Source organism: Hymenobacter ruber, assembly GCF_054783255.1.
The window spans coordinates 1545122-1567161 of record NZ_BAAGQX010000004.1; the positions used below are offsets into that span (position 1 = coordinate 1545122).

22 protein-coding genes and 2 tRNA genes are annotated in these 22040 nt (G+C 59.7%); 9 read left to right on the top strand and 15 right to left on the bottom strand.

The annotated features are described in order from the left end of the window. Window positions 1-11: 11 nt before the first annotated feature. A complete protein-coding gene (xylA, locus tag ACYVM5_RS17140) occupies window positions 12-1334 on the top strand; it encodes a xylose isomerase (protein WP_460619322.1) in 1323 nt (440 codons plus the stop codon). A gap of 85 nt (window positions 1335-1419) precedes the next feature. Here the strand turns inward: xylA and ACYVM5_RS17145 are convergent, their stop codons facing one another. From ACYVM5_RS17145 to ACYVM5_RS17185, 9 genes are all read right to left on the bottom strand, one after another. Further along, complete coding sequence (locus tag ACYVM5_RS17145) at window positions 1420-2277, bottom strand: fumarylacetoacetate hydrolase family protein (RefSeq protein WP_460619323.1); 858 nt, start codon at window positions 2275-2277, stop codon at window positions 1420-1422. Window positions 2278-2382: 105 nt separating this feature from the next. Beyond that, window positions 2383-3348, bottom strand: coding sequence for a hypothetical protein (locus ACYVM5_RS17150; protein ID WP_460619324.1), 966 nt, complete (start codon window positions 3346-3348; stop codon window positions 2383-2385). A gap of 50 nt (window positions 3349-3398) precedes the next feature. Then, a complete protein-coding gene (locus ACYVM5_RS17155) occupies window positions 3399-4451 on the bottom strand; it encodes an alpha/beta hydrolase (protein ID WP_460619325.1) in 1053 nt (350 codons plus the stop codon). 278 nt (window positions 4452-4729) lie between these two features. Then, complete coding sequence (locus ACYVM5_RS17160) at window positions 4730-5626, bottom strand: helix-turn-helix domain-containing protein (protein ID WP_460619326.1); 897 nt, start codon at window positions 5624-5626, stop codon at window positions 4730-4732. Next, a complete protein-coding gene (locus ACYVM5_RS17165; protein WP_460619327.1) occupies window positions 5623-6084 on the bottom strand; it encodes a hypothetical protein in 462 nt (153 codons plus the stop codon). Before ACYVM5_RS17165 ends, ACYVM5_RS17160 begins: the two co-directional genes overlap by 4 nt. A gap of 83 nt (window positions 6085-6167) precedes the next feature. Then, on the bottom strand, window positions 6168-7148 hold the full coding sequence (locus ACYVM5_RS17170) for an aldo/keto reductase (RefSeq protein WP_460619328.1): 981 nt from the start codon (window positions 7146-7148) through the stop codon (window positions 6168-6170). Window positions 7149-7197: 49 nt separating this feature from the next. Beyond that, on the bottom strand, window positions 7198-8013 hold the full coding sequence (locus ACYVM5_RS17175) for an aldo/keto reductase (protein WP_460619329.1): 816 nt from the start codon (window positions 8011-8013) through the stop codon (window positions 7198-7200). 819 nt (window positions 8014-8832) lie between these two features. After that, window positions 8833-8906: transfer RNA gene (locus ACYVM5_RS17180), tRNA-Asp, on the bottom strand. Window positions 8907-9041: 135 nt separating this feature from the next. After that, window positions 9042-9115: transfer RNA gene (locus ACYVM5_RS17185), tRNA-Asp, on the bottom strand. A gap of 302 nt (window positions 9116-9417) precedes the next feature. Here ACYVM5_RS17185 and ACYVM5_RS17190 point away from each other — a divergent pair. The 4 genes from ACYVM5_RS17190 to ACYVM5_RS17205 all read left to right on the top strand — a co-directional run bounded on the left by ACYVM5_RS17190 (window position 9418) and on the right by ACYVM5_RS17205 (window position 12901). Then, window positions 9418-10365 (top strand): acetyl-CoA carboxylase carboxyltransferase subunit alpha, encoded by a 948-nt coding sequence (locus ACYVM5_RS17190; RefSeq protein ID WP_460619330.1) that lies wholly within the window; start codon window positions 9418-9420, stop codon window positions 10363-10365. Window positions 10366-10461: 96 nt separating this feature from the next. Continuing rightward, entirely contained in the window at window positions 10462-11310 is an 849-nt protein-coding gene (locus ACYVM5_RS17195; RefSeq protein WP_460619331.1) for an MBL fold metallo-hydrolase, read from the top strand. A gap of 132 nt (window positions 11311-11442) precedes the next feature. Beyond that, window positions 11443-12192, top strand: coding sequence for a patatin-like phospholipase family protein (locus ACYVM5_RS17200; protein ID WP_213019032.1), 750 nt, complete (start codon window positions 11443-11445; stop codon window positions 12190-12192). 172 nt (window positions 12193-12364) lie between these two features. Continuing rightward, window positions 12365-12901: a lysophospholipid acyltransferase family protein gene (locus ACYVM5_RS17205; protein WP_460619332.1), complete on the top strand. Its 537-nt coding sequence runs from the start codon at window positions 12365-12367 to the stop codon at window positions 12899-12901. A 107-nt stretch (window positions 12902-13008) separates the two neighbouring features. On the opposite strand, the gene ACYVM5_RS17210 is transcribed toward ACYVM5_RS17205, so the two are convergent. Genes ACYVM5_RS17210 through ACYVM5_RS17230 form a run of 5 tightly spaced genes read right to left on the bottom strand, consistent with a single transcriptional unit; the run spans window position 13009 to window position 18315 of the window. Continuing rightward, the gene (locus ACYVM5_RS17210) at window positions 13009-14256 is read right to left on the bottom strand and encodes a sensor histidine kinase (RefSeq protein WP_460619333.1); all 1248 of its coding nucleotides are present in this window, start codon (window positions 14254-14256) and stop codon (window positions 13009-13011) included. A 6-nt stretch (window positions 14257-14262) separates the two neighbouring features. After that, a complete protein-coding gene (locus ACYVM5_RS17215; protein ID WP_460619334.1) occupies window positions 14263-14709 on the bottom strand; it encodes a response regulator in 447 nt (148 codons plus the stop codon). Window positions 14710-14713: 4 nt separating this feature from the next. Continuing rightward, window positions 14714-17032, bottom strand: coding sequence for an ATP-binding protein (locus ACYVM5_RS17220; RefSeq protein WP_460619335.1), 2319 nt, complete (start codon window positions 17030-17032; stop codon window positions 14714-14716). Continuing rightward, the gene (locus ACYVM5_RS17225; RefSeq protein ID WP_460619336.1) at window positions 17014-17598 is read right to left on the bottom strand and encodes a biliverdin-producing heme oxygenase; all 585 of its coding nucleotides are present in this window, start codon (window positions 17596-17598) and stop codon (window positions 17014-17016) included. Before ACYVM5_RS17225 ends, ACYVM5_RS17220 begins: the two co-directional genes overlap by 19 nt. Window positions 17599-17658: 60 nt before the next feature. After that, the gene (locus ACYVM5_RS17230; RefSeq protein WP_460619337.1) at window positions 17659-18315 is read right to left on the bottom strand and encodes a DUF4159 domain-containing protein; all 657 of its coding nucleotides are present in this window, start codon (window positions 18313-18315) and stop codon (window positions 17659-17661) included. A 164-nt stretch (window positions 18316-18479) separates the two neighbouring features. On the opposite strand from ACYVM5_RS17230, the gene ACYVM5_RS17235 reads away from it, so the two are divergent. From ACYVM5_RS17235 to ACYVM5_RS17250, 4 genes are all read left to right on the top strand, one after another. Next, window positions 18480-19061, top strand: a complete 582-nt coding sequence (locus tag ACYVM5_RS17235) for a Crp/Fnr family transcriptional regulator (RefSeq protein ID WP_460619338.1) — start codon at window positions 18480-18482, stop codon at window positions 19059-19061. A 90-nt stretch (window positions 19062-19151) separates the two neighbouring features. Next, window positions 19152-19835: a hypothetical protein gene (locus tag ACYVM5_RS17240; RefSeq protein ID WP_460619339.1), complete on the top strand. Its 684-nt coding sequence runs from the start codon at window positions 19152-19154 to the stop codon at window positions 19833-19835. An 85-nt stretch (window positions 19836-19920) separates the two neighbouring features. Next, the gene (locus ACYVM5_RS17245) at window positions 19921-20373 is read left to right on the top strand and encodes a hypothetical protein (RefSeq protein ID WP_460619340.1); all 453 of its coding nucleotides are present in this window, start codon (window positions 19921-19923) and stop codon (window positions 20371-20373) included. Between the two features lie 26 nt (window positions 20374-20399). Continuing rightward, the gene (locus ACYVM5_RS17250; protein WP_460619341.1) at window positions 20400-21269 is read left to right on the top strand and encodes a cation diffusion facilitator family transporter; all 870 of its coding nucleotides are present in this window, start codon (window positions 20400-20402) and stop codon (window positions 21267-21269) included. A 5-nt stretch (window positions 21270-21274) separates the two neighbouring features. Here ACYVM5_RS17250 and ACYVM5_RS17255 read toward each other — a convergent pair whose 3' ends face one another. Continuing rightward, entirely contained in the window at window positions 21275-21970 is a 696-nt protein-coding gene (locus tag ACYVM5_RS17255; RefSeq protein ID WP_460619342.1) for an RsmE family RNA methyltransferase, read from the bottom strand. Between the last annotated feature and the right edge of the window lie 70 nt (window positions 21971-22040).

Here is a 22040-nt window from a genome sequence, read left to right on the forward strand (position 1 = left end):
CCCCTCATCGCATGAGCTCAACATCCAAAACGCTGTTTGCTGATATTCCTCAAATCAAGTTTGAGGGACTGGAATCTGATAATCCCTTCGCTTTCCGCTGGTATGATGCCGGGCGGGTGGTAGCCGGCAAGCCAATGAAGGACTGGCTGCGCTTTGCCGGGGCCTACTGGCACTCGTTCAACGGCTCCGGAGCCGACCCGTTTGGCGAGCCCACGCACCTGTTTCCCTGGGATTCGCAGAAAGACCCCATCGCCCGCGCCAAGGCCAAAATGGACGCCGCGTTCGAATTCCTCACCAAGCTCAACCTGCCGTACTACTGCTTTCACGACGTGGACGTGGTGGACTACACCAACGACGTGGCCGACAACGAGCGCCGCCTCCACACCCTGACCGAATACGCCAAGCAAAAGCAGCAGGAAACCGGCCTGAAGTTGCTCTGGGGCACGGCTAACCTGTTTTCGCACCGTCGCTACATGAACGGAGCGGCTACCAACCCCGATTTCCACGTGCTGGCCCACGGTGCGGCCCAGGTGAAGGCTGCCATCGATGCAACTATCGCGCTAGGCGGTGAAAACTACGTGTTCTGGGGCGGTCGTGAGGGCTATATGTCCTTGCTGAACACCAACATGCAGCGCGAACAGGAACATTTCGCCCGTTTCCTGCACACGGCTCGCGACTACGCCCGCCAGCAGGGCTTCAAGGGCAATTTCTTCATCGAGCCCAAGCCGATGGAGCCCACCAAGCACCAGTATGACTACGACGCGGCCACCGTTATCGGCTTCCTGCGGCAGTACGATTTGCTCGACGATTTCAAGCTGAACCTGGAGGTGAACCACGCCACCCTGGCCGGCCATACCTTCCAGCACGAGCTGCAGGTAGCGGCCGATGCCGGGATGCTGGGCAGCATGGACGCCAACCGCGGCGACTACCAGAACGGCTGGGATACCGACCAATTCCCAAACGACATCTACGAGCTAACCGAGGCCATGCTGGTGTTGCTCGAGGCGGGCGGCCTGCAAGGCGGTGGCATCAATTTCGACGCCAAAATCCGCCGCAACTCCACCGATGTGCAGGACCTGTTCCACGCCCACATCGGCGGGATGGACCTGTTTGCCCGGGCGCTGATTACAGCTGATAACGTGTTGCAAAAATCTGATTATAAGCAAATTCGCCAGCAGCGCTACGCCTCGTTCGACGCGGGCGCGGGCCAGCAGTTTGCCCAGGGCCAGCTTACGCTGGAGCAGCTGCGCGACTACGCCGCCGCCAACGGCGAGCCGGCTGTGACCAGCGGCCGCCAGGAGTATCTGGAGAACCTGATTAACCGCTACATTTAGTCGGAATCAGGTTGGAAAAGCGGGCTTCCTCACTAGCAAATTAGTGGTGGGGAGGCCTGATTTTCTGCGTTTCTGGGATTGTCCGCTACGCCGGCGAATAAGCTTTTACCTCCTGGCGCGAGGTGCCGAGGCCGTCAATTCCCAGCTCCACAATGTCGCCGGGCTTCAGGTATACGGGCGGCTTCATGCCAAGGCCCACGCCAGCGGGTGTGCCGGTCGAGATGATGTCGCCGGGCAGCAGCGTCATGAACTGGCTGAGGTAGGAAATCAGGAAGGGAATCTTGAAAATGAGATTGGCAGTGGTGCCATCCTGCACCATCCGGCCGTTCACTGAGAGCCAGAGGCGTAGGTTGTTTACGTCGCTGATTTCATCAGGCGTGGCCAGGAACGGGCCAACGGGCGCGAAGGTATCGCAACTCTTGCCCTTGTCCCAGGTGCCGCTGCGCTCCAGTTGGAACTCACGCTCCGACACGTCGTTGTGCAGCGCGTAGCCGGCAATGTAGGCAGGTGCATCAGCCTCTGAGATGTAAGATGCGCGCTTGCCGATGACCACGGCCAGCTCCACTTCCCAATCGGTTTTCGTCGAGTTTTTGGGAATAATGAGGTCGTCGTTCGGTCCCACATAAGCCGTGGTCGATTTCATGAACAGCACCGGCTCGGGCGGCGGCGTAGCCCCGGTTTCGCGGGCGTGGTCGGCGTAGTTCAGGCCGATGCACAGGATTTTGGAGGGCCGGACCACGGGCGGGCCGAGTCGCTCATCGGCGGCAATGGACGCGAGCCGGCCTTCGTGCGCTTGCAGGAATTCGGCGAGCCGTTGCAGGCCATTGGTGGTGAAAAACGCTTCGTTGTAATCTTCGCCAAAGGCCGAAACGTCGAACATTTGGTCCTGGATGATGACGCCCGGCTTCTCGTGACCGGGTTGGCCGTAGCGGATGAGTTTCATTGGAAAATTGTAGAAGGATGGCTTCGGATAATAAAAACACTTCATGCTTCGACTCCGCTTGGCATGAGGGTTTGGGTTGGGCAAAAGCTTCAGTTTCTCAAAAAGCTAATTTCGCCGTCCTTTGCGGCTCAGCTTCTGGCCGGCGGCTTTCAGTTGTTCGGCAGCCACGCGTTGCAGGGCCGTGGCTTGCGCAGGCGTAATTCCTAAGTCGGCGGCCGCCTGCTCGGTAGGGCCGAAAGCCTGCGGGTCGCGGCCCGTCATTTCGCCGAAAACCACGCAGGCGTTGAGGTAAGCGCCCCACTTGCTGGGGTGGCGGTGGTCGGCTTCCCAGAGGTTTATTTTATCGGGCTCGGGGGCGTAGGAATTGCTCATGGCCACGCCCCCGTGCATGGCACGCAACCAGGCATCGCCGGCCGGGGCCACGCCCGCGATGCGCCCATTGCGCCGGGCCAAGCTGTAATAAGCGGTATGCAGGTCGGCAGTCATCGAGTCGATGGGCAAGCCGGCGTAGGTGGCACCGGGCGGGTAGGTGAGGGATGCCCCGGCCCAGGTCTGGTAGAAGTAAACGCGGGCAGCAGGGTTGGCGGCGTGAATGGCCTGCTCCAGTTTGGTGGCATATTCCCGGAAGCGCTCGGGCTGGCCGCCGTGGCGGCTGGGCAGCGGCCCGGTGCTGAGGTCGTGCATCATCACCCGGTCCCAGCGTGGCTGTCGGATGATGGCCAACGCGCTGTCGTAGTGAAACTTCAGAGTTTGGCCGCTCACGGCTTCAATGTGCACCTCATAGTTAAGTCCGGCTTCATCGGCCAGCTTTTTGAAGATGCCGGGCACGCCACCCCAGGGGCCGGGCTCGTTCACGTACATCTGGCGGCGCTGGCCCTGGCGGTTGGGCGTGAAGTTCTCATCGGTGATGGCCGCCGCGTTGTAGTTGAGCACCGGTGCCTTGGCCCCATGGAAAAAGCTGTTGCCCACAAACAGGATGACCACGGGCTTCTTCGGCGGCCGAGCCGCTTGCGCGGTAGAAAGATGTAGCGCAACGATAGGCAGCAGAAACAGGGTGTTCAGGTAACGCATAAGCATACTTGGAAAGGGAATTGATTCAAAGAAGCAGGGATTTTACATGGCTAAAAATCCAGGTGCTTATCGAAAAACGGCAGTACGTGCTGGAACATGCGCCCGTCGTGGCCCATGATGCGGCTGCCGTGGGTGCCCTCGTATTCTTCGGCCGTGTGGTGGATACCATAGGAACTGAGCCACTGGCTGAACGTGCGGCAGGTGGGCGGAATGTGGAGCACCTCGTCCTGCGCACCCCAATCGAAGGCTAGCGCCCGCAGCTGCCGCAGGCTGGCGGTGTGCGTGGGCAGCAGGTAGGTGGGAGTGGCCGCCACCCAGCGCGTGAGTGCGGCATCGCGCCGGACCAGGCTGTCGGCCCCCAGCGAGCCGGGCAAATCGGCCCCAAACGGCAACGCCTTCGGGTTGGCCGAGAAGGCCCGGGCCACCGCCACCGTGGACTGCGCGGGGTGGCTGCCTTGCAGGCCCGCCGGGCCGGTGGCGCGCAGGGCCACGGGCAGGCCCGGGCCGGGCAGGTAGCTGGGGTGCGGCCCCACCAAAGCCGGGCTCAGGGCGTAGGCCGCTGCCCATGGCCCAGGATATTGCAGGGCAAGCCGCAGCGTGCCTCCGCCGCCCATGGAGTGCCCGGCCAAGCCCCGGCTGCCGGGCCGGGCCAGCGTCCGAAACTGCTGGTCGATGAAGCTCACCAGCTCCCTGGCCGTGAAATCGGCCCACGGGCCGTTGGTGGCAGAGTTCACGTACCAGCTGCCGCCGAAGCGCGTCTGTTCATTGGGCACCACCATGATGATGGGGCGAATTTGCTTCTCGGCAATGGCTTGGTCGAGCAGGTCCTTCATGCCGTCTTTGTTGAAAATCAGGCTGTCGTTCCAGGTGAAGCCGTGCAGGTAGTAAAGCACGGGGTAGCGCTGCAGCGGGCTGGCATCGTAGCCAGCGGGTAGGTACACGCTCACGCGGCGGCGTGGGTTTTCGCCGCCGGGGTTATTGCGCAGCAGCTTCGAGTCGAGGTAGGTGACGACTACACGCCCGGCCGGCGCGGCGCTGGTCTGGGCGCTGAGCTGGTGGTGGCTGAACAAAGGCAGCAACAGGAATAGCAGCAGGTTTTTCATGCTCGGATTGCAAGGTTCACTCCGCGAAATACGCAAACGACACGCGCTATCCCACGCTCGCCCCAAACGGCAAAGCCGGCTGCGGGCAGAACCACCCTTGTGAAAAAAATGGCCCTACTCCGTGACGGGAGTGGGGCCATGTCCGGGCTTTCAACCAGATGCCACCAATTCCTTTCAGACAACCATCCGCTTCAGCACCTTCAGTAACTTACCCGGCGTGATGGGCAATGAGCGGGCAAGGTTGCAGATAGTCGGATTCAAACCAATGCTTTTATCAATCAAACAGCCTTGCGAAAAGCCAGCGGCGTACTGCCGGTGTGCTTCTTGAAAAAGATGTTGAAGTAGGAAGCATACTCGAAGCCCAAGCCGTAGCCGACGGCGGCCACGTCCCAGTCGGTGTGGTGCAGCAGCGCCTTGGCTTCGCTGATAACGCGCTCGGCAATGTGGGCCGTGGTGGGCTTGCCTGTCACTTCCTTCACGGCCCGGTTTAGGTGGTTGACGTGGATGGCGAGCGGCTGGGCAAAGTCCTGGGCGGTTTTCACCAGCAGGGGCTTTTCAGGGGTTTCAATGGGAAACTGCCGTTCCAGTAGCTCCAGGAACAGGGAGGTTATGCGGGCCGCCGAATTCTTGTGCTGTAGGAAGGCCGATGCGGGCTGCATGCGCAGCGCTTCGTGAATAAGAAGCTGAATGTAAGTGCGAATCAAATCGTTTTTGAACACATAATCGGTGCCTTGCTCAGCCAGAATCTTCTGAAAGATGCCGCTGACGTGGGTGGCCTGCTCCGGGTTCAGGGGAAAAATGGGCGTACCCCCAACTTTGAATAACGGCGACTGGTGCAGGCTTTCTGACCGGTCGTTTTCCTTCATAAAGGCCTCGGTGAACAGGCAGGAGAAACCCGTCAGCCGTGGAGCGTGCAACTCGATAGAATACGGAATGTGCGGGTTGGCAAACATCAGGCAGGTGCCGTTTAGCTCAATGCTACGGTCGGCGTAGTGCACGGTGCAGTGGCTGGTCACCAGGGCCACCTTGTAGAAGTCGCGGCGACGGTAGGTCGGGCCGGGGTTTACGGCCGTGTCGACTTCGTATGCCTTAAAGCCTTTCAGCTGCAATTCCTGGGCGCTCAAATCCTGGTGGGTACTGATTTGGGGGGTGGGAGAAGCGGTATTGGGGTTCATGGCAGAACTGAAAGTAAATCAATCTCAATAAAATACGTGCTAAATACGTGGTGCGCTCCGGCGCAGGCTGAAAACGGTAGCGGCTTCGTTAGTTCCGCATCGTACGCCAAAAAGCCGCAGCATTGGCCACGGCTCTTTGGTGTACGATGCCGCCGCCGGTAAGCGGCGTTCGCCGTATGGGTTATTCGGCCGACGATGACTGTTGGAACTGGCTCATCATTTCTTGTTCCTGCTTGCTGCTTGGCATGATTGGCCAGGTAATCGGCATGCTGCTCCGCCGTGCGCTCGGTGCCCAGGCTGGTAACTCGCGCAGCTTGTTGGCGGGCATATCGGCCCCGTAGGATGGCGGGCACGTCGGCGGGTACGTTCGCAAACGGGTCTTTGGGAAGGTCATGAATATTTTTCGGCGGGATGGTCACCACGATGATTTCGCCGTGGCGGGCCGCTTCCTGGTCCATGACGGGGTAGCGCTGGCTTTCCGAACCACGTCAGTTAGCGTTTCCGGGCCGCGCGAATTCAACGTCTCCGGCCACCGCCATTCTTAGCGGCCCACGCGCTGCTGTAAGTGCGCAGGGTACCGGTCACCCTGCACCGTGATTCTGGCCGCCGCCGCTTCAATTCGCGTCAGGTCGTCGGCCGATAATTCCAGCTTGGCGGCGCCGAGGTTTTCTTCGAGGCGGTGCAGCTTGGTGGTGCCGGGAATAGGGGCAATCCAGGGCTTTTGCGCCAATAGCCAGGCCAGCGCAATCTGCGCCGGGGTGGCATTTTTGCTTTGGGCAATGCCGCCCAGCAAGGTTACCAACGCCTGGTTGGCCTTGCGGGCTTCGGGCGTGAAGCGCGGCACAATATTGCGGAAATCCGACTTGTCAAACTGCGTATTTTCGTCAATCTTGCCCGTCAGAAAACCCTTGCCCAGCGGGCTGAACGGCACAAACCCAATGCCCAACTCCTCCAGCAGCGGCACAATTTCCTGCTCCGGCTGTCGCCACCACAGCGAGTACTCACTCTGCAAGGCCGTGACCGGCTGCACGGCGTGTGCCCGGCGGATAGTGTCGGCCCCCGCCTCCGAGAGGCCAAAATGCTTCACCTTGCCTTCCGCAATCAAATCGCGGACCGTGCCGGCCACGTCTTCGATGGGCACATTCGGGTCGGGGCGGTGCTGGTAAAACAGGTCAATCCGGTCAGTACCCATGCGCTTCAACGACTGCTCGGCCACCAGCCGGATGCGCGCCGGGCTGCTATCCAGGCCCTTCGTGGAGCTGCCCTCCTGAAAGCCGAACTTGGTGGCAATCACCACCTGGTGGCGCACCGGGGCCAGGGCACGGCCCACCAGTATTTCATTGGCCTCGCCGTAGGCTTCGGCGCTGTCGAAGAAGGTCACACCCAAGTCTACAGCCGCCCGGATGAGTCTGGTTGCTTCGGTGGCATCAGTGGCAGGGCCGTAACCAAACGTCAGGCCCATGCAGCCCAGGCCCAGAGCCGATACTTCAAGACCATCAGGGCCCAATTTGCGCTTTTCCATATGAGAATGGGTTGTTAGATAATGTAATAAAAGGAGAAATGGGCTGCCGCTACTTGCGGGCCAGTTCCCCCAGCCACTTCACAATTTTGGGGTCGCGGTGGTCGAAGAATACGCTAGCTCCGGTGTCAAGCGTCCCAATCGCCGCCAAATCCTCGGTGCTCAGCTCGAAGTCGAAGACGTTGAAGTTCTCCACAATTCGCTCTTTGCGCACCGATTTGGGAATCACAACCACGCCGCGCTGCGTGAGCCAGCGTAGGATAATCTGCGCAACGCTCTTGCCGTATTTAGTGGCCAGTGCCAGCAGTAGCTCGTTGGTAAACATGTTGTTGCGTCCTTCCGCAAATGGCCCCCACGACTCAATCTGTACCCCGTTTTCTGCTAAGAATTGCTGCGTTTTCACCTGCTGCTGGAAGGGATGGGTTTCAATCTGGTTCACCGCCGGGACCACCTTCTGGTGCACGATGAAGTCCATCACCCGGTCGGGCGGAAAGTTGCTCACGCCAATGGCCTTGATGCGGCCGGCCTGGTAAAGTTCTTCCATCGCCCGCCAGGCCCCGTACACATCACCGAAAGGCTGGTGGATAAGGTATAAATCCAGGTAATCAAGCTGGAGCTTTTGCAGTGAGCTTTCAAACGCCGGTTTGGCCTTTTCATAGCTCGCATCCGAAATCCAGAGCTTGGTGGTAATGAACAGCTCTTCGCGCGGCACCCCGCTTTTCCTAATGGCGTTGCCCACGGCTTCCTCGTTGCCATAGGCCGCGGCGGTATCAAGCAGGCGGTAGCCGGCGCGAAGGGCTTCAAGCACGCTGGCTTCACACTCGGCGGCATCGGGTATCTGGTAAACGCCAAAGCCGAGGATTGGCATTTTTACCCCGTTATTTAAAGTTGTATTCTGCATAAGTTCCTGTTATATAATTTATTAAGAGTGCCATCTTCCGACGTCGCCCCTGACAGTTTCTATAGCACCGCTGGTACTGTAGCTTACTTTGAGTCGCAGCACGATGGTGCGTAATTCCATGACTTTCGGTAAGACAAAAGTCCGGCGCTTCACCTTGCCTGGAAATCACGAATCAAACCGATAATTATAAATTTCAAACAGAGTATTGAATTGCCTTCAGTTAAAAAATGGCCTATGACCGGAGCCGGCCAGGATAGCATATTATATACCCGGAACGCGCTGGTTGTTGAGGCTCTATATTTTTCTGTTATGCAATAATGCGCTATAAATAACAAGTCAAATGCTATAACGGTTGGCTACCCCAACTATCGCGGAAGGTTAGGAATCAATCCAATTGTTATAGTTTTTGACCTGTTGGTAAGTAAACCGAGGACGCACCCTCGCGTTCGCTCATCGGCCTCCCGCGATGCTGAAAACCTGCGCTGCTAGAATTCTAATCCGCAATCAAACCCATTTCGGCCTCATGCCTCCGCCGCATTTTTACACGGACTAACCCATACTGTTCACACAGTATACCTATTACAAACCATGTCAATTATTCATTAGGCGGGGAAAACATCATCATAAAAGCCCATGCCTAAGTATTGCATTCATGGTTGGAGTAGGCAATCTGCATGGCGGGCACTCAGTGGCAGAGGGACTTTTTATTATGCAATGCACTTTGTCGCTTGGACAATAAAAAAAGGCCATCTCCGGTAAGGAAATGGCCTTTTTAGCAAACGGTAGCGGTCTGGACGGGACTCGAACCCGCGACCTCCGCCGTGACAGGGCGGCATTCTAACCAACTGAACTACCAAACCGTTTGTCTTGAGGAAAAGCCGAATGCTGTTCCAGAATTAAGCCGACAAAACAAACTGACAAAATCTTGCCTTGTCGTAATAGAGAAATAAAAAGGCCGTTTCCGTATGGGAAACGGCCTTTTCGACAAACAGTTGCGGTCTGGACGGGACTCGAACCCGCGACCTCCGCCGTGACAGGGCGGCATTCTAACCAACTGAACTACCAAACCGTTTGTCTCAAGTGGAGAAGCCGTGTGCTTTTCCGCTTTGGTGACACAAAGGTAGGGGAAAGAAATTGCCAACCGCAAGGATGGGGCCAATATTTTTCTCGAATATGACTCGTTTTGGAGCTTGGGAGTTGTTTATCAGTCTGATTATTTTTCTGACGCTACCGCAACGGCAGATGTTTTACCTTTGCCAACCGCCGTGCCCACGGCATTTAGGGCCAGTGGTGGCGGGCACAAGCCCTGTTTAGACCGCTGCTACCCGCTATTTTCGCCTTCCTACTCACTTGCCAAGCCATTCGCCGCTCATGCTCCTCGATTTTGAACAACCCATCGCCGCCCTCGAAGGCAAGCTTCTTGAAATGCAGAAACTCGCTGCCGACAGCGACGTGGAAGTAGGCGAAGCCGTCGCGGCGCTGGAAAAACGCATCAAAGACCTCAAAAAGGAAACCTACGCCAACCTCACGCGCTGGCAGCGGGTGCAGCTTTCGCGCCACCCAGAGCGGCCTTATACCTTAGACTACATAGAAGGTATGGCCGAAAAGTTCGTGGAGCTGCACGGCGACCGTACCGTGAGCGACGACAAGGCCATGGTGGGCGGCTTCGGCGAGATTGACGGGCAGACCGTCATGTTCATCGGCCAGCAGAAGGGCCATAATACCAAGCAGCGGCAGTATCGCAACTTCGGCATGCCCAACCCTGAAGGCTATCGCAAGGCCCTGCGCCTGATGAAGCTGGCCGAGAAGTTCAACGTGCCAGTGGTGACGCTGATTGACACGCCCGGCGCATTTCCCGGCCTGGAGGCCGAAGAACGGGGGCAGGGCGAGGCCATTGCCCGCAACCTCAAGGAGATGTTTATGCTGAAGGTGCCGGTTATCTGCGTCATTATTGGCGAGGGCGCGAGCGGCGGGGCGCTGGGTATAGCCATCGGCGACCGGGTGCTAATGTTGGAAAATACCTGGTACTCTGTTATTTCGCCCGAGTCGTGCAGCAGCATTCTGTGGCGCTCCTGGGACTATAAGGAGCAGGCGGCCGAGGCGCTTAAGCTCACGGCCACGGACATGAAATCGGCCGGCTTGGTCGATGGCATTGTGAAAGAGCCGCTGGGCGGAGCTCACACCGACCCCGAGCGCATGATTGAAACGCTGAAAAGCACGCTGCTCAAGACGCTGAAGGAGCTGAGCGCGATTTTGGTGGAAGACCGGATTTCGCAACGCATTGACAAGTTTTCGGCCATGGGCGTGGTGGTGGAGTAGGTTAGGGCAGAAGGGTATGGGGTTAGGAAGGCAGGAGTTGGAATACTAGCGTATAATTGCCCTTCATACTCCCATACCTCCCACCCCCATACCCATATGACTATTCATACCCTCGATACCGGCCTTTTCAAGCTTGATGGCGGCGCCATGTTTGGCGTGGTGCCCAAAAGCATGTGGCAGAAGCTGAACCCGCCCGATGCCAACAACATGTGCACCTGGGCCATGCGCTGCCTGCTGATTGAGGACGGCGGCCGGCTGCTGCTCATTGACAACGGCATTGGCGACAAGCAGGACGAGAAATTTCGGGGCCATTTTTACCTGCACGGCGACGACACGCTGGAAAAGTCGCTGCGCAAGCTGGGCTTCACCAGTGCCGATATTACCGACGTTTTTCTGACGCACCTGCACTTCGACCATTGTGGCGGCTCGGTGCAGCGGCGGCCCGATGGAGCGTTGCAGCTGGCCTTCCCCAATGCCACCTACTGGAGCAACGAGGCGCACTGGGATTGGGCCGTAACGCCCAACCCGCGCGAGAAAGCCAGCTTTCTGAAGGAGAACATTCTGCCGATTCAGGAAAGCGGGCATTTGAAGTTTGTCGACCTGCAAAAAGGCGTGCCCGATGCGCTGCCGCAGTTCCGCGAAATAATTCTGGCCGACGGACATACCGAGAAAATGATGGTGCCCGTGCTGGATTATAAAGGCCACACATTGGCTTTTATGGCCGATTTGCTGCCCAGCGCCGCCCATATTCCGCTGCCCTATGTGATGAGCTACGATGTGCGCCCGCTCCTCACGATGCCCGAAAAAGAAGCCGTGCTGCGCCGTGCCGCCGAAGAAAACTGGGTACTGCTGCTGGAGCACGACCCCACCAACGAAGCCTGCACCGTGGCCCTGACCGACAAAGGCGTGCGCCTGGACCAGACCCTGCGCGTGGCGGATTTGTGAGTTGGTGGAATAGTGAAGTGGCGCAATAGCGGGAAAAACGTATCAGGGTAAACACCGATAGATAATAACGTGCAGCCTCCTTTACAACCCACCAATCCGCCAATCCACCAACCCGCCAATCCGCAGCTTGGGTTGGCATTATCAGGGGGCGGGGCGCGGGGGATTGCGCACCTAGGCGTACTGGCCGCGCTCGACGAATTGCAGTTGCCGGTGGCGCAGCTGGCGGGCGTGAGTTCGGGAGCCATTGCCAGCGTGTTTTACGCGGCGGGCTTTGCGCCGCGGGAGATTCTGCGGCTGCTGCTGGGCACTAATGTGTTTCGGCTGACGCGGCCGGCGTTCAGTCGGTTTGGGTTGCTGCATCTCGACGCGGTGGAGCAGCTGCTGGCCCGACACCTGGGCAGCACGGTCAATTTTGAGGATTTGAGCCGGCCGCTGACGCTGGTAGCCACGGATTTGATGGTGGGAGAGTCGGTATATTTCAATTCGGGGGCGCTGCTGCCGCCGCTGCTGGCTTCGTCGGCGGTGCCGATAATTTACCGGCCGGTGGAGTACCAGGGCCGGCAGCTGGTGGACGGCGGCCTGCTCAACAACCTGCCCGTGGAACCGCTGCTGGGCCAAACCAACCTGCGCGTGGTGGGCGTGCACTGCAACCCCATCAACCCCGAAGCCCGCATTCCGACCTTCCGCCGCCTCATCGAGCGCACGCTGCACCTGGCCATCAACGCCAACACGGCGGCCCGCAAAAGCCAGTGCGACCTGCTGCTGGAGCCGCCCGAGCTGCGCCACTACCGCCCCCTGAGCTACAAGCGCGGCCCCGAGCTGTTCGACATCGGCTACCGCTACGCGATGGGGCAGGCCGAGGCTTTGCAGGCGCTGTTGTAGTCGTAGGTGGGCTCCTGAATGCTATTCTGGACCAATTGCCCATCTTTGCACTCCCATTGATTTGGAACCGAACAGTTGCGTCGCTGTTTTGGCCGTTTTATCCATTTATCCTTGCGTTACTACACTGATGTCTCCTGAGTCTGCTCGTTCGAAATCCCCATTCTGGTATGCCATGGCCAAGCTCGTGTTCGGCGTGGCTGGCTGGCACCTGGGCGAGATTCACAACCCCGACATCAAGAAAAGCATGATGATTGCGGCCCCGCACACCAGCAACTGGGACATCATCCTGGCCCGGGCCGCTTTCTACTTGATGGGCGTGCCCGTGCGCTTCACCGTGAAAAAGGAGTGGACCGAAAACTGGGCGTTGGGCTGGCTGGTGAAGGCCATCGGTGGCCTGGCCGTGGACCGCAGCAAAAACAACAGCCTCGTGGATGGCATGGTGAAGCTGTTTGATGAGCACGAGGAACTGGTGATTCTCATCACGCCGGAGGGCACGCGGGCCTACCAGCCGCGCTGGCGCAAGGGCTACTATTTTGCCGCCTTGGGCGCGCACGTGCCCATCCGGCTGGGGTACCTGGACTATGCAAAAAAGGAAGCCGGCATCGGCGAAGCTGTGTGGCCTACCGGTGATTACGAGGCCGATGAAGCCAAAATCAAAGCATTTTACCGCACCAAATCCGGCCGCTTTCCTGAGCAGGGCGTGCGCTAAGGATTTAGTCAAGAAAGCCGTTCGGCCCGAAAAACCTGCCCGTGCTTGGATAGGTTTTTCGGGCCGAACGGCTTTAAGTGTACTTTATTTAGCCTATAATCAGGGCACTAGCAATTGCCACGATTGCCGTGCAGATAAACCCGGAACACCGTTCCCTGGCCTTCTTCGCTTTCGACGGCAATGTGGCCGCCCTCGGACTGCACCAGCCGGTTGACGAGGAACAGGCCCACGCCCGTGCCTTCGCCGGCCTGCGGGTGGAAGCGCCGGAACAGCTGAAATAGCTCGGAGCCGTAGCGGTCCAAGTTCATGCCCAGGCCGTTATCGCGCACTTCAAGCACCGGGCAGCCATCGGCCTCATAGGTGTGCACCTGAATGTGAGGCGCGCGGTCTGGATGACGGTATTTGAGGGCATTGCCCAGTAGGTTGATGAGGAGGGTGCGCAGGTTGCTGCGCACATAGCGCAGAGTTGGTAAACCGTGAAAATCAGTATCAACCTGGGCTTCGGTAGCCACCAACTGCGGGCGCAGGGCCTTCAGCACGTCGGCTACCAGGCTATCAAACGCGACCTGCTCGGCAGCCTGCTCGCCGGGGCTGCGCTGCTCCTGCACCACGGCCGCCAGGTCGGTGATGGTGGTGGACAGGCTGTGCAGCGAGTCCTCCAGCAAGCGCATCACGACTGCTTCATCGGGGTCCTGAAAGGTGGCGGTGCGGCGCAGCTCGTCGAAGAGGCCGCGCAGGTTGTCGAGGGGCTGGCGCAGGTCGTGGCTGGCCGCGTACACGAAGTTGTCAAGGTCTTGGTTGGTGCGGGCCAGCAGGCGGTTTCGGGCGCCGATTTCTTGGTTGGCGGCACTAAGCTGGGCGTTTTTCTCGTGCAGCTCCTGTCGGATTTCGGTGAGCTCGGCCAGCGAGTCGCGCAGCTCGCGGTTCACGCCCTGCAGCTCGCCGTGGTAGCGGGAGACATACTGCCGCCACTCATTTTTTTCGATGGCGTGCAGTACCGTTTTGTTCAATAGCTCGCGGTCGAACTGCTGCTTTACCAAGTAGTCGAGGGCACCGGAGTTGAGGGCCCGCACGGCCAGGGCCTCGTTGCCGCCGCCGGTTATCATCACCACGCACAGCGTATCGGGCGGGGCCAGGTTGCGCAACGCTTCCAGCAGGTCCAGGCCGTCGGTGTCGGGCAGGTTGTAATCGAGCAGCACACAGTCGGGCTGCTGCGCCCGAAATTGCGCCAGCCCATCGGCCCCCGATGAGGCCTCTACTATTTCCAAGCGCTGAAAACCAGTCTGCTGACCCAGAAAACGCCGGTACAGCATCCGGTCTTCGGGATTGTCGTCAATGATTAGTATTCGCTTCACAAGTGTTTAGCCAGCCAGCGGAAGCTCGGAAGCCTCCAGCCAATAACGGATAATCAGACGCACTTTTTCCTCCAGCTCGGCGTAGCCAATGGGCTTGGTGAGGTAGCTGTTGGCCCCCAGGCGGTAGCATTCGGCAATGTCGGTTCTGTTAGACGAAGTGGTGAACACAATGACCGGAATGGTGTGCAGGGCAGGGTCATTTTTCAGCACATCCAGCACGGCACGGCCGTCGGTGCCGGGCATGTTGAGGTCGAGCATGATGATGACGGGCAGCTGGCTGGGGTATTCCGGGTGCTTGCCGTAGCCCTTGAGGTACTCGAGGGCCTGGTCGCCGTCTTCGCAGCGCAGCACGGGGTTGGGCACCGCGTTTTTGCGGAAGGCCCGGCTCAGGGCCGTAAAGTCCTCCATGCTGTCTTCCACCACGAGAATGGGAATTAGGGCGCTGGGGTTCATTGAATTATAGATTATTGGGAAGCGAAAAATAGAACGTAGCCCCCTTGCCAACGGTGGAATCAACCCACAGCTCGCCGCCGAGTTTTTCCACCATTTTGCGGGCAATGGCCAGGCCGGCCCCGGTACCGCCGCCGTACTTGTCCTGCGCGTGCAGGCGCTTAAATATTTTGAAGATGTTTTCGTGGTGCTTCGGGTCGATGCCGATGCCGTTGTCCTGTACGTAAATAACGGTAAAGTCGGTCGGATTTCCGGTCCCTTTCGGGCCGCGAATTTCGGGTGGGGCCACGCCTATGGTAACGTGCTTCTCGGCGTGGTTGTTGTAGCGCAGCGCGTTGGTCAGCAGGTTGTTGAAGACTTCGTGCGCCGAGGTAAGATTATAGCGCACGGTGGGCAGGGGGCTGGGCACGGCCACGGTGGTGTGCGTTTCTTCCAGGCGGGGGTGCAGCAGGTCGAGAATATCGGTCAGCGCGGCGTTCAGGTTTACGGCCTCCAGGGGCATATCTACGCGCCCCACGCGCGAGAGCTGGAGCAGCGACTCAATCAGGGCTTCCATGCGCTGGCTGAGGCGCACCAGGGTCTGGAGCTTGCTCACGCCCTCGGCATCGAGCTGCTCGGCGTAGTCTTCCAGCAGGAACAGCGAGTAATTGTGGATGCCGCGCAGGGGCTCTTTCAAGTCGTGCGAGGCCACGTAGGCAAACGAGTCCAGCTCGTCGTTGCTGCGCTCCAGCTCGGTGTTGAGGCGGACCAGACTGATGGCCTTGGCCTGCAACTCGTTGAACACCTTGAGCCGGATGTCCGCAATGTGCAGGCGGATTTCCTGGGCGGCCTCAATTTCGAGGGGCAGCCACGGGGCCGAGGTTTCCTCCACGGTCTGCTTCCAGGCCTCAAACGACTGCCGGGGCGAAAGAAAAATCTGGCCGTCGGCGGTGGTCTGGTTTTTTTCGTTGCGGCCGGCCCAGGTCACGGTTTGCAGCTGCTCGGGCCGGAACCAAAACAGGTATTCGCCCGCCTCGCGGTCCAGCGCCACAGCCAGAATGCCGCTGGCGGTGCTCCGAATGGCCTTGCCGGCCGGGTTGAGCTGCGCGTAGGAGTCGGTGACAAAAAGGTCGCTCGAATTGTGGCCGCGCAGCCATTCCACAATCTCCTCAATCTGGCGAGGCTTGGGCGTGTGGCCCAGGGTAATAACTTCCCCATCGAAGCAAATGGCCGCGCCGCTGCAGTCCAGCACATGCAGCAGGCTGGGGGAGAATTTGTGCAGGCCATCCATGAAATTGGCCTGGGTCGCTACCAGGTCAAACAACCCAATCTGGGCCTCGCGGATGCGCAGGCGGTAGGCCTGCTCGTCCTGCTGCTCCTTGCTTTTGAGCAGCGCCGAAACGGTTTTGCCCAGAAACTGGCACAGGTCGCGCAGCTCGTAGCTCACCAGGCGCGGGCGTTGGTGGTGGCAAGTTATCATGCCCCACAGCCGCCCGTCCTGAATGAGCGAAATGGTCATCGTGGCCTCCGAGCCCAGATTGTGCAGGTATTCGAGGTGAATGGGCGACACGCTGCGCAGCACCGAGTACGTCATATCCGGCGGCCGGCTGGCTCCGGGCGCAACGGTGGGCACCAGCGGCACGGGCGCGTAGCGGGCATTGGGAATGAAGCGGAGCCAGTTTTTGAGGTACATGGCCCGGGCCTGCTTCGGAATATCGGTGGCGGGGTAGTGCATGCCCAGCCAGGTGGGCAGGTCTTCGCGCACGTCCTCGGCAATGACTTCTCCGCTGTCGTCGGGGGCAAAACGGTAAATGGCCACCCGGTCGAACCCCGTGATGGTGCGCACCTGCTCGGCCGCTACTTGGCAGCACTCCAGCACGCTTTCGGCCGTGAGCAGGCGCCCCAGGCTCATGTTAAGGGCGGGCAAATCGAGCACACTCACGCTGGTGTCGGCCAGCGGTTCGCCTTCCACCCACAGCAAGCCGTCGTAGCGGTGCAGAATGAGCTTGTAGAAAGGCTGGCCCGTTACCCGGCCCAGGCGGATGCCCAGCAGCCGCCCTTCTGGCCCCAGCTTGGCCCACACGCGCTCCACTTCCAGCAGTTGCTCGGGCTCCAGCACAGTGCCCAGGCTGGCCCCGATGAGGGTTTCGGGAGCCATGCCCAGCAGCGCGAGGGTGTTGGCACTGGCCTGCACCACGCGGCGGCTTTGCTCATCGAGGCACAGCAAAAAGCCGTAGGGCTGAATCAGGCCGGGGATGTGGATGGGCTCCCGGTCGCAGTTGTTGAGCGTGATGGGCTGGCCAAGCAGGCTTTCGTCGGTAAAGTTTTTCAGGGCTGATTTAGCCATTCGGATAATGCTTGAAAAGTGTGAACGGCCGAGGCCACAATGGCGGTCGGGTCGTCGTGGCCGGTTTCGGCGGCTTCGGTCAGCTGCTGGCAGAAGACCTTCCAGAGCGGCCCGGTGCGCTCGGCCCGGCCCGTGAAAAAGGCGTGCGCGGCAATGCCCGCCTTATCGAGCTGCCGCGCAATCACCTGCCCGCCCAGCGTGGAGCCTTCGAACACGTACATGGCCCCCAGCAGCTGGGCGCGGGTGCTCAGCGGCGGCAGCGCGGGGTACCGCGGCGGTGCGGCATGGTGGCCCAACCGCGCCAAATCCTCCAGAATCAGGGGGGCGCGGTAGCGTTGGTCGAGCTGCCAGGCCGGACCGAAGGCGGCGGCATGAGCCTGCAACTGCGCCTCATACGGTTCCAAAAAACCGTGCATTTTGGCCAGGAACCGGGCCGTGTCGGCAGCCGTCACCGTGCCCGCGCTCAGGGCCACGTTGAACGGGTTTTGCTCCACAGAATCGTGAAAAGGTCTGGTTTCTAAACGAAGGCGCGGCAGAATAGCCGAACTTTCCGGAGGGTGGGACATAGTGAAAAGTAACGTTGGCAGGACGAAAATAGGCCAGCGGGCGCGGCGCTACGGTTTTGCTTAGTCCTGAGTCAGGGCATAGCTCACCAAGTTGGCCCCCATGCGCAGGGCCGCGTCGTGTACGGCTGGCGAGTCTTCGGGGTAGGTGCCCACGTCTTCCCAGCCGTTGCCCAGGTCGCATTCATAGGTATAAAAGCACACCAGCCGGCCCTTATACACCAGCCCAAAGCCCTGGGCGCGCTTGCCGTCGTGCTCGTGCACTTTGGGCAAGCCCTTGGGAAACTGATATTTCTGGTGGTAAATCGGGTGGGAGTAGGGCAGTTCCACGAACTCCAGCTCGGGAAACACCTTTTTCATCTCGGGTCGGATGAATTTATCGAGCCCGTAATTGTCATCAATGTGCAGGAAACCGCCACCCGTGAGGTACTGGCGCAGGTTTTTGGCCTCGGCGGCGGTAAAACTCACGTTGCCGTGCCCGGTCATGTGAATGAAAGGGTAGGAGAGCAGTTCCGGCGCGTCGAGCTCCACGGTGGCTTCGTCGGGCGCGATGTTGGTTTTCAGCGCCTGATTGCAGAAACTGATGAGGTTGGGCAGCGAGGTTTTGTTGGCGTACCAGTCGCCCCCGCCGCCGTAGTGCAGCTTGGCAATGCGAAAGCTGGGCGCGGGCGCAGCGGCCGAGAGCAGCAGCGAAGCAGATAAAAGCAGGTATTTCAGCATAAATCAAGTGGGCAGGCCAACCCCGCCCGCTTTATAATGGCAGACGGAATCGTAAAGTTCGGGCCTTGGGGAAGCACGACGGGCACCGGGGGCGCAATGTAGCCACCCCGCCTGCTTCGCGCCTATATTCGTTGCCACGGCCGGCCGCGATTTGAATAGGATTCATGAAGAACGAGAAGCTCACCCATTTTTTTCAGACCATGGGCCCCATCAGCACCGCGCAGGCCGAAGACATTGCCAGTGTCTTTGTCCCGAAGGCCATCGGCAAGCACGATTTCCTGCTGCGGGCCGGCAAGGTGAGCGACGACTACCTGTTTCTGGACAGTGGCTTCATGCGCGCCTTTGCCTACGACACCGACGGCAACGACATGACCACCGGCTTCTACGCCAGCGGCCAGATTGTATTCGAGGTGGCCTCGTTTTTCAACCGCACGCCCTCGCAGGAATACATCCAGGCCCTCACCGACTGCACCGGCTGGGCCATCACCCACCAGCAATTGAATGCGCTGTTTCACGCCCGGCCCGAGTTCCGGGAGTTCGGCCGGGCGGTGCTCGTACGCGGCTATGCGGCCCTCAAAAGCCGCATGCTGGCGATGATAACCGAGCCCGCCGCTGTCCGCTACGCCAGTCTGCTGCGCGCCAGCCCCGAAATCCTGCAGCACGCACCCCTCAAAACCGTGGCTTCCTACCTGGGCATCACCGACACCTCGCTGAGCCGCATTCGGAAAGGAAACCCGCCGAAATAACCGGCGGGCCGCATTTCTTGCCATTTGGCAAGCCGGGCCGGAAGGGCTGTCAGTTCCTTTGTGGCGTACCAAAAACCAACCCGGCCGGCCATGCATACGCTCCCCAACACCACGCTCATCAGCCTCATTTTCGGCCTGACCACGGGCCTCGCCGTTTGGCTGTTTTACGTTGCCGCGCACCGCTCCGGGCGCGTTTTGCTGCTGCTGCTGGCGTGGCTGCTGGTGCAGGGCGCGGTGGGCCTGAGCGGTTTTTACACCGTCAGCAACACGCTGCCGCCGCTGCTGGCGCTGCTGCTGGGGCCGCCGCTGCTCCTGATTGCGGCGCTGTTTGCGACGGCGGGCGGGCGGCGCTGGCTCGACGGGTTGCGCTTGGAAATTATGACCTTGCTCCACGCGGTCCGGCTCCCCGTCGAGCTGGTTTTGTTCGGTCTGTTTCTGCAGAAAGCCGTGCCGCAGCTGATGACCTTCGAAGGCCGCAACTGGGATATTCTGGCGGGCCTTACGGCTCCCATCGTGTGGTATTTTGCCTTTCATAAACCGGGATTGGGCCGGCGTGGGCTGCTTGTCTGGAATGTGCTCGGCTTGTTTTCTTTGCTCAATATCGTGGTCAATGCGCTGCTGTCGGCGCCCACGCCGCTGCAGCGGTTTGCCTTCGAGCAGCCCAACGTGGCCATTCTGCATTTCCCGTTTGTGTGGTTGCCGGGCTGCGTGGTGCCGTTGGTATTATTGGCGCATCTGGCCGCCATCCGGCAGCTGCTGAAGGACAACATTTAAGCGCTTGGGTTAGTAAACGCCACCGTGCAGCCATCCGCCGCGGTGGGGCCACTACCTACACTTCTCGAACTTTACCCGTTTGACCATGAAGGTCCAGCTCTTTGCCATCACCGCCGCGCTGCTGACCGGAGCCTCGGCCAGCGCCCAAACCAAAAGCGCGCCAACCAAAGTTGCGTCCTATTCCTATGGAACACCGGGCACGGTCAGCTACGAGCACCTCAGCTTCTGGGCGAAAGCCGGTAAGCGCACGGATATTTATTATTCCTACGGGCCTGACCGCAAGGAAGTCACGGTGAAATACCTTGGCAAAACGCAGCTTAATGGCAAGCCGGGCTTCAGGGTGCGGTTTGCCAATGGGAATGTGCTGTCCGTGATTCCGAACGGCACGCTGCTCGCGGTGAGTGCTACCGGCCAGACGCCCAATAACTTTGCCTGGGAGTACGAAGGACCGGTCAACGGCAGAGGAACGTTCTGCAATGAATGCGTGGCCGACGAAAAAGAAGCCGAGCAGTTCATGCAGACGTATTACCTGAAATAACGCGTCCCTGATGCTTTGCCCGATTTATGACCAACGAGGAAACCGCCGTTAAAGCCACGTATTTCAGCATTGCCGGCAATACCAGTCTGGCCCTGATTAAAGGGCTGGCCGGATTCTTCGGCAATTCCTACGCCCTGGTGGCCGATGCCATCGAATCTACGACCGATATTTTTGCGTCGTTGCTGGTGCTATTCGGCATCAAGTACGCCAGCCGGCCCGCCGACAAAAACCATCCCTACGGCCACGGCCGCATCGAGCCGCTGATAACGTTTCTGGTGGTGGGCTTTCTGATAACCTCGGCCACGATTATCGCCTACGAAAGCATTCAGAACATTGGCACGCCGCACGCCCTGCCCAAAGCCTGGACACTGGGCATTCTCGTCGGCATCATCATCTGGAAGGAAATTTCCTTCCGCACGGTGATGAAGAAGGCGGAGGAAACCAACAGCTCCTCGCTCAAAGCCGATGCCTGGCACCACCGCAGCGACGCCATTACGTCGGTAGCGGCGTTAATCGGTATTTCCATCGCATTGGTATTAGGCAAAGGATATGAGTCGGCCGATGATTGGGCCGCCCTGTTCGCCTCCGGCTTCATTCTCTACAACAGCTACCAGATTTTCCGGCCCGCGCTGGGCGAAATCCTAGATGAGCACGTCTATGATGATTTGGTGCTGGAAATCAGAGCTGTTGCCCTCACGGTGGAGGGCGTGCGCGGCACCGAAAAATGCTTCATTCGCAAAGCCGGGATGCAGTACCACGTCGACCTGCACGCCAACGTCAGCGGGGATATTACCGTGCGGCAAGGCCACGAAATCGCGCATCACCTCCAGGACACCCTGCGCAGCAAGCTGCCGCAGCTCGGCCACGTCCTGATTCACATTGAGCCGCAGGGCTAGCGGGATTAGCGGCCGATGTGGGCTGTGAATACCGCCGCCAGCGCCGCCGTTTCCGTGCGCAGCCGCGAATTGCCGAGGGTGACCGGCCGGATGCCCTTGGCCAGTGCCAGCGCGATTTCCTGCGGCGTAAAATCCCCTTCCGGCCCGATGAGCACGCAGCAGCCCGGCCCGGCCCCGGCTACCTGCGCCAGTGCTGTGCGCTCGCCTTCTTCTAGGTGCGCAATAAACGTGGTTTCGGGCACAGCCTGGGCCACAAATGCCGCGAAATCCTGCAGCTCGTCCAGCTGCGGCAGCCACGCTTGGCCAGACTGTTTCAAGGCGCTTATAGCAATTTTCTCCAGGCGCTCCAGCTTCAGCTCGCGGCGCTCGGAGCGGGCGCAGCGCAGGAAACTGATGCGCTCCACGCCAATTTCCACGGCCTTTTCCACGAACCACTCCATACGGTCGAGGTTTTTGGTGGGGGCCACGGCAATGTGGGTGAAGTAGGAGCGGGGGGCCACCGATTCGTGATGGCTGATGCGCAGCTGGCAGCGCTTGGGGTTGGCATCGGCCACGGCCGCTTTATAAAGTCCGCCCCGGCCATCGAGTAGTTCCACTTCGTCGCCCATGCCCAGGCGCAGCACGCGCACGGCGTGCTTGCTCTCGTCTTCGGGCAGGGTGTAGGTAGGGCCGGCGAGGTCGGGCGCGAAGAAGGTATGCATGGCACAAAGAACGACAGGTTGGGGCGAAAGCCGCTTTGCAGGGCATCCTTCATTGAGCCGGACTGTGAAA

Bases quoted from the DNA above. Each gene is read 5' to 3' on its own strand.
- xylA (WP_460619322.1), top strand. From the start codon at position 12: ATGAGCTCAACATCCAAAACGCTGTTTGCTGATATTCCTCAAATCAAG.
- ACYVM5_RS17145 (WP_460619323.1), bottom strand. From the start codon at position 2,277: ATGAAACTCATCCGCTACGGCCAACCCGGTCACGAGAAGCCGGGCGTC.
- ACYVM5_RS17150 (WP_460619324.1), bottom strand. From the start codon at position 3,348: ATGCGTTACCTGAACACCCTGTTTCTGCTGCCTATCGTTGCGCTACAT.
- ACYVM5_RS17155 (WP_460619325.1), bottom strand. From the start codon at position 4,451: ATGAAAAACCTGCTGCTATTCCTGTTGCTGCCTTTGTTCAGCCACCAC.
- ACYVM5_RS17160 (WP_460619326.1), bottom strand. From the start codon at position 5,626: ATGAACCCCAATACCGCTTCTCCCACCCCCCAAATCAGTACCCACCAG.
- ACYVM5_RS17165 (WP_460619327.1), bottom strand. From the start codon at position 6,084: ATGGACCAGGAAGCGGCCCGCCACGGCGAAATCATCGTGGTGACCATC.
- ACYVM5_RS17170 (WP_460619328.1), bottom strand. From the start codon at position 7,148: ATGGAAAAGCGCAAATTGGGCCCTGATGGTCTTGAAGTATCGGCTCTG.
- ACYVM5_RS17175 (WP_460619329.1), bottom strand. From the start codon at position 8,013: ATGCCAATCCTCGGCTTTGGCGTTTACCAGATACCCGATGCCGCCGAG.
- ACYVM5_RS17190 (WP_460619330.1), top strand. From the start codon at position 9,418: ATGCTCCTCGATTTTGAACAACCCATCGCCGCCCTCGAAGGCAAGCTT.
- ACYVM5_RS17195 (WP_460619331.1), top strand. From the start codon at position 10,462: ATGACTATTCATACCCTCGATACCGGCCTTTTCAAGCTTGATGGCGGC.
- ACYVM5_RS17205 (WP_460619332.1), top strand. From the start codon at position 12,365: ATGGCCAAGCTCGTGTTCGGCGTGGCTGGCTGGCACCTGGGCGAGATT.
- ACYVM5_RS17215 (WP_460619334.1), bottom strand. From the start codon at position 14,709: ATGAACCCCAGCGCCCTAATTCCCATTCTCGTGGTGGAAGACAGCATG.
- ACYVM5_RS17220 (WP_460619335.1), bottom strand. From the start codon at position 17,032: ATGGCTAAATCAGCCCTGAAAAACTTTACCGACGAAAGCCTGCTTGGC.
- ACYVM5_RS17225 (WP_460619336.1), bottom strand. From the start codon at position 17,598: ATGTCCCACCCTCCGGAAAGTTCGGCTATTCTGCCGCGCCTTCGTTTA.
- ACYVM5_RS17230 (WP_460619337.1), bottom strand. From the start codon at position 18,315: ATGCTGAAATACCTGCTTTTATCTGCTTCGCTGCTGCTCTCGGCCGCT.
- ACYVM5_RS17235 (WP_460619338.1), top strand. From the start codon at position 18,480: ATGAAGAACGAGAAGCTCACCCATTTTTTTCAGACCATGGGCCCCATC.
- ACYVM5_RS17240 (WP_460619339.1), top strand. From the start codon at position 19,152: ATGCATACGCTCCCCAACACCACGCTCATCAGCCTCATTTTCGGCCTG.
- ACYVM5_RS17245 (WP_460619340.1), top strand. From the start codon at position 19,921: ATGAAGGTCCAGCTCTTTGCCATCACCGCCGCGCTGCTGACCGGAGCC.
- ACYVM5_RS17250 (WP_460619341.1), top strand. From the start codon at position 20,400: ATGACCAACGAGGAAACCGCCGTTAAAGCCACGTATTTCAGCATTGCC.
- ACYVM5_RS17255 (WP_460619342.1), bottom strand. From the start codon at position 21,970: ATGCATACCTTCTTCGCGCCCGACCTCGCCGGCCCTACCTACACCCTG.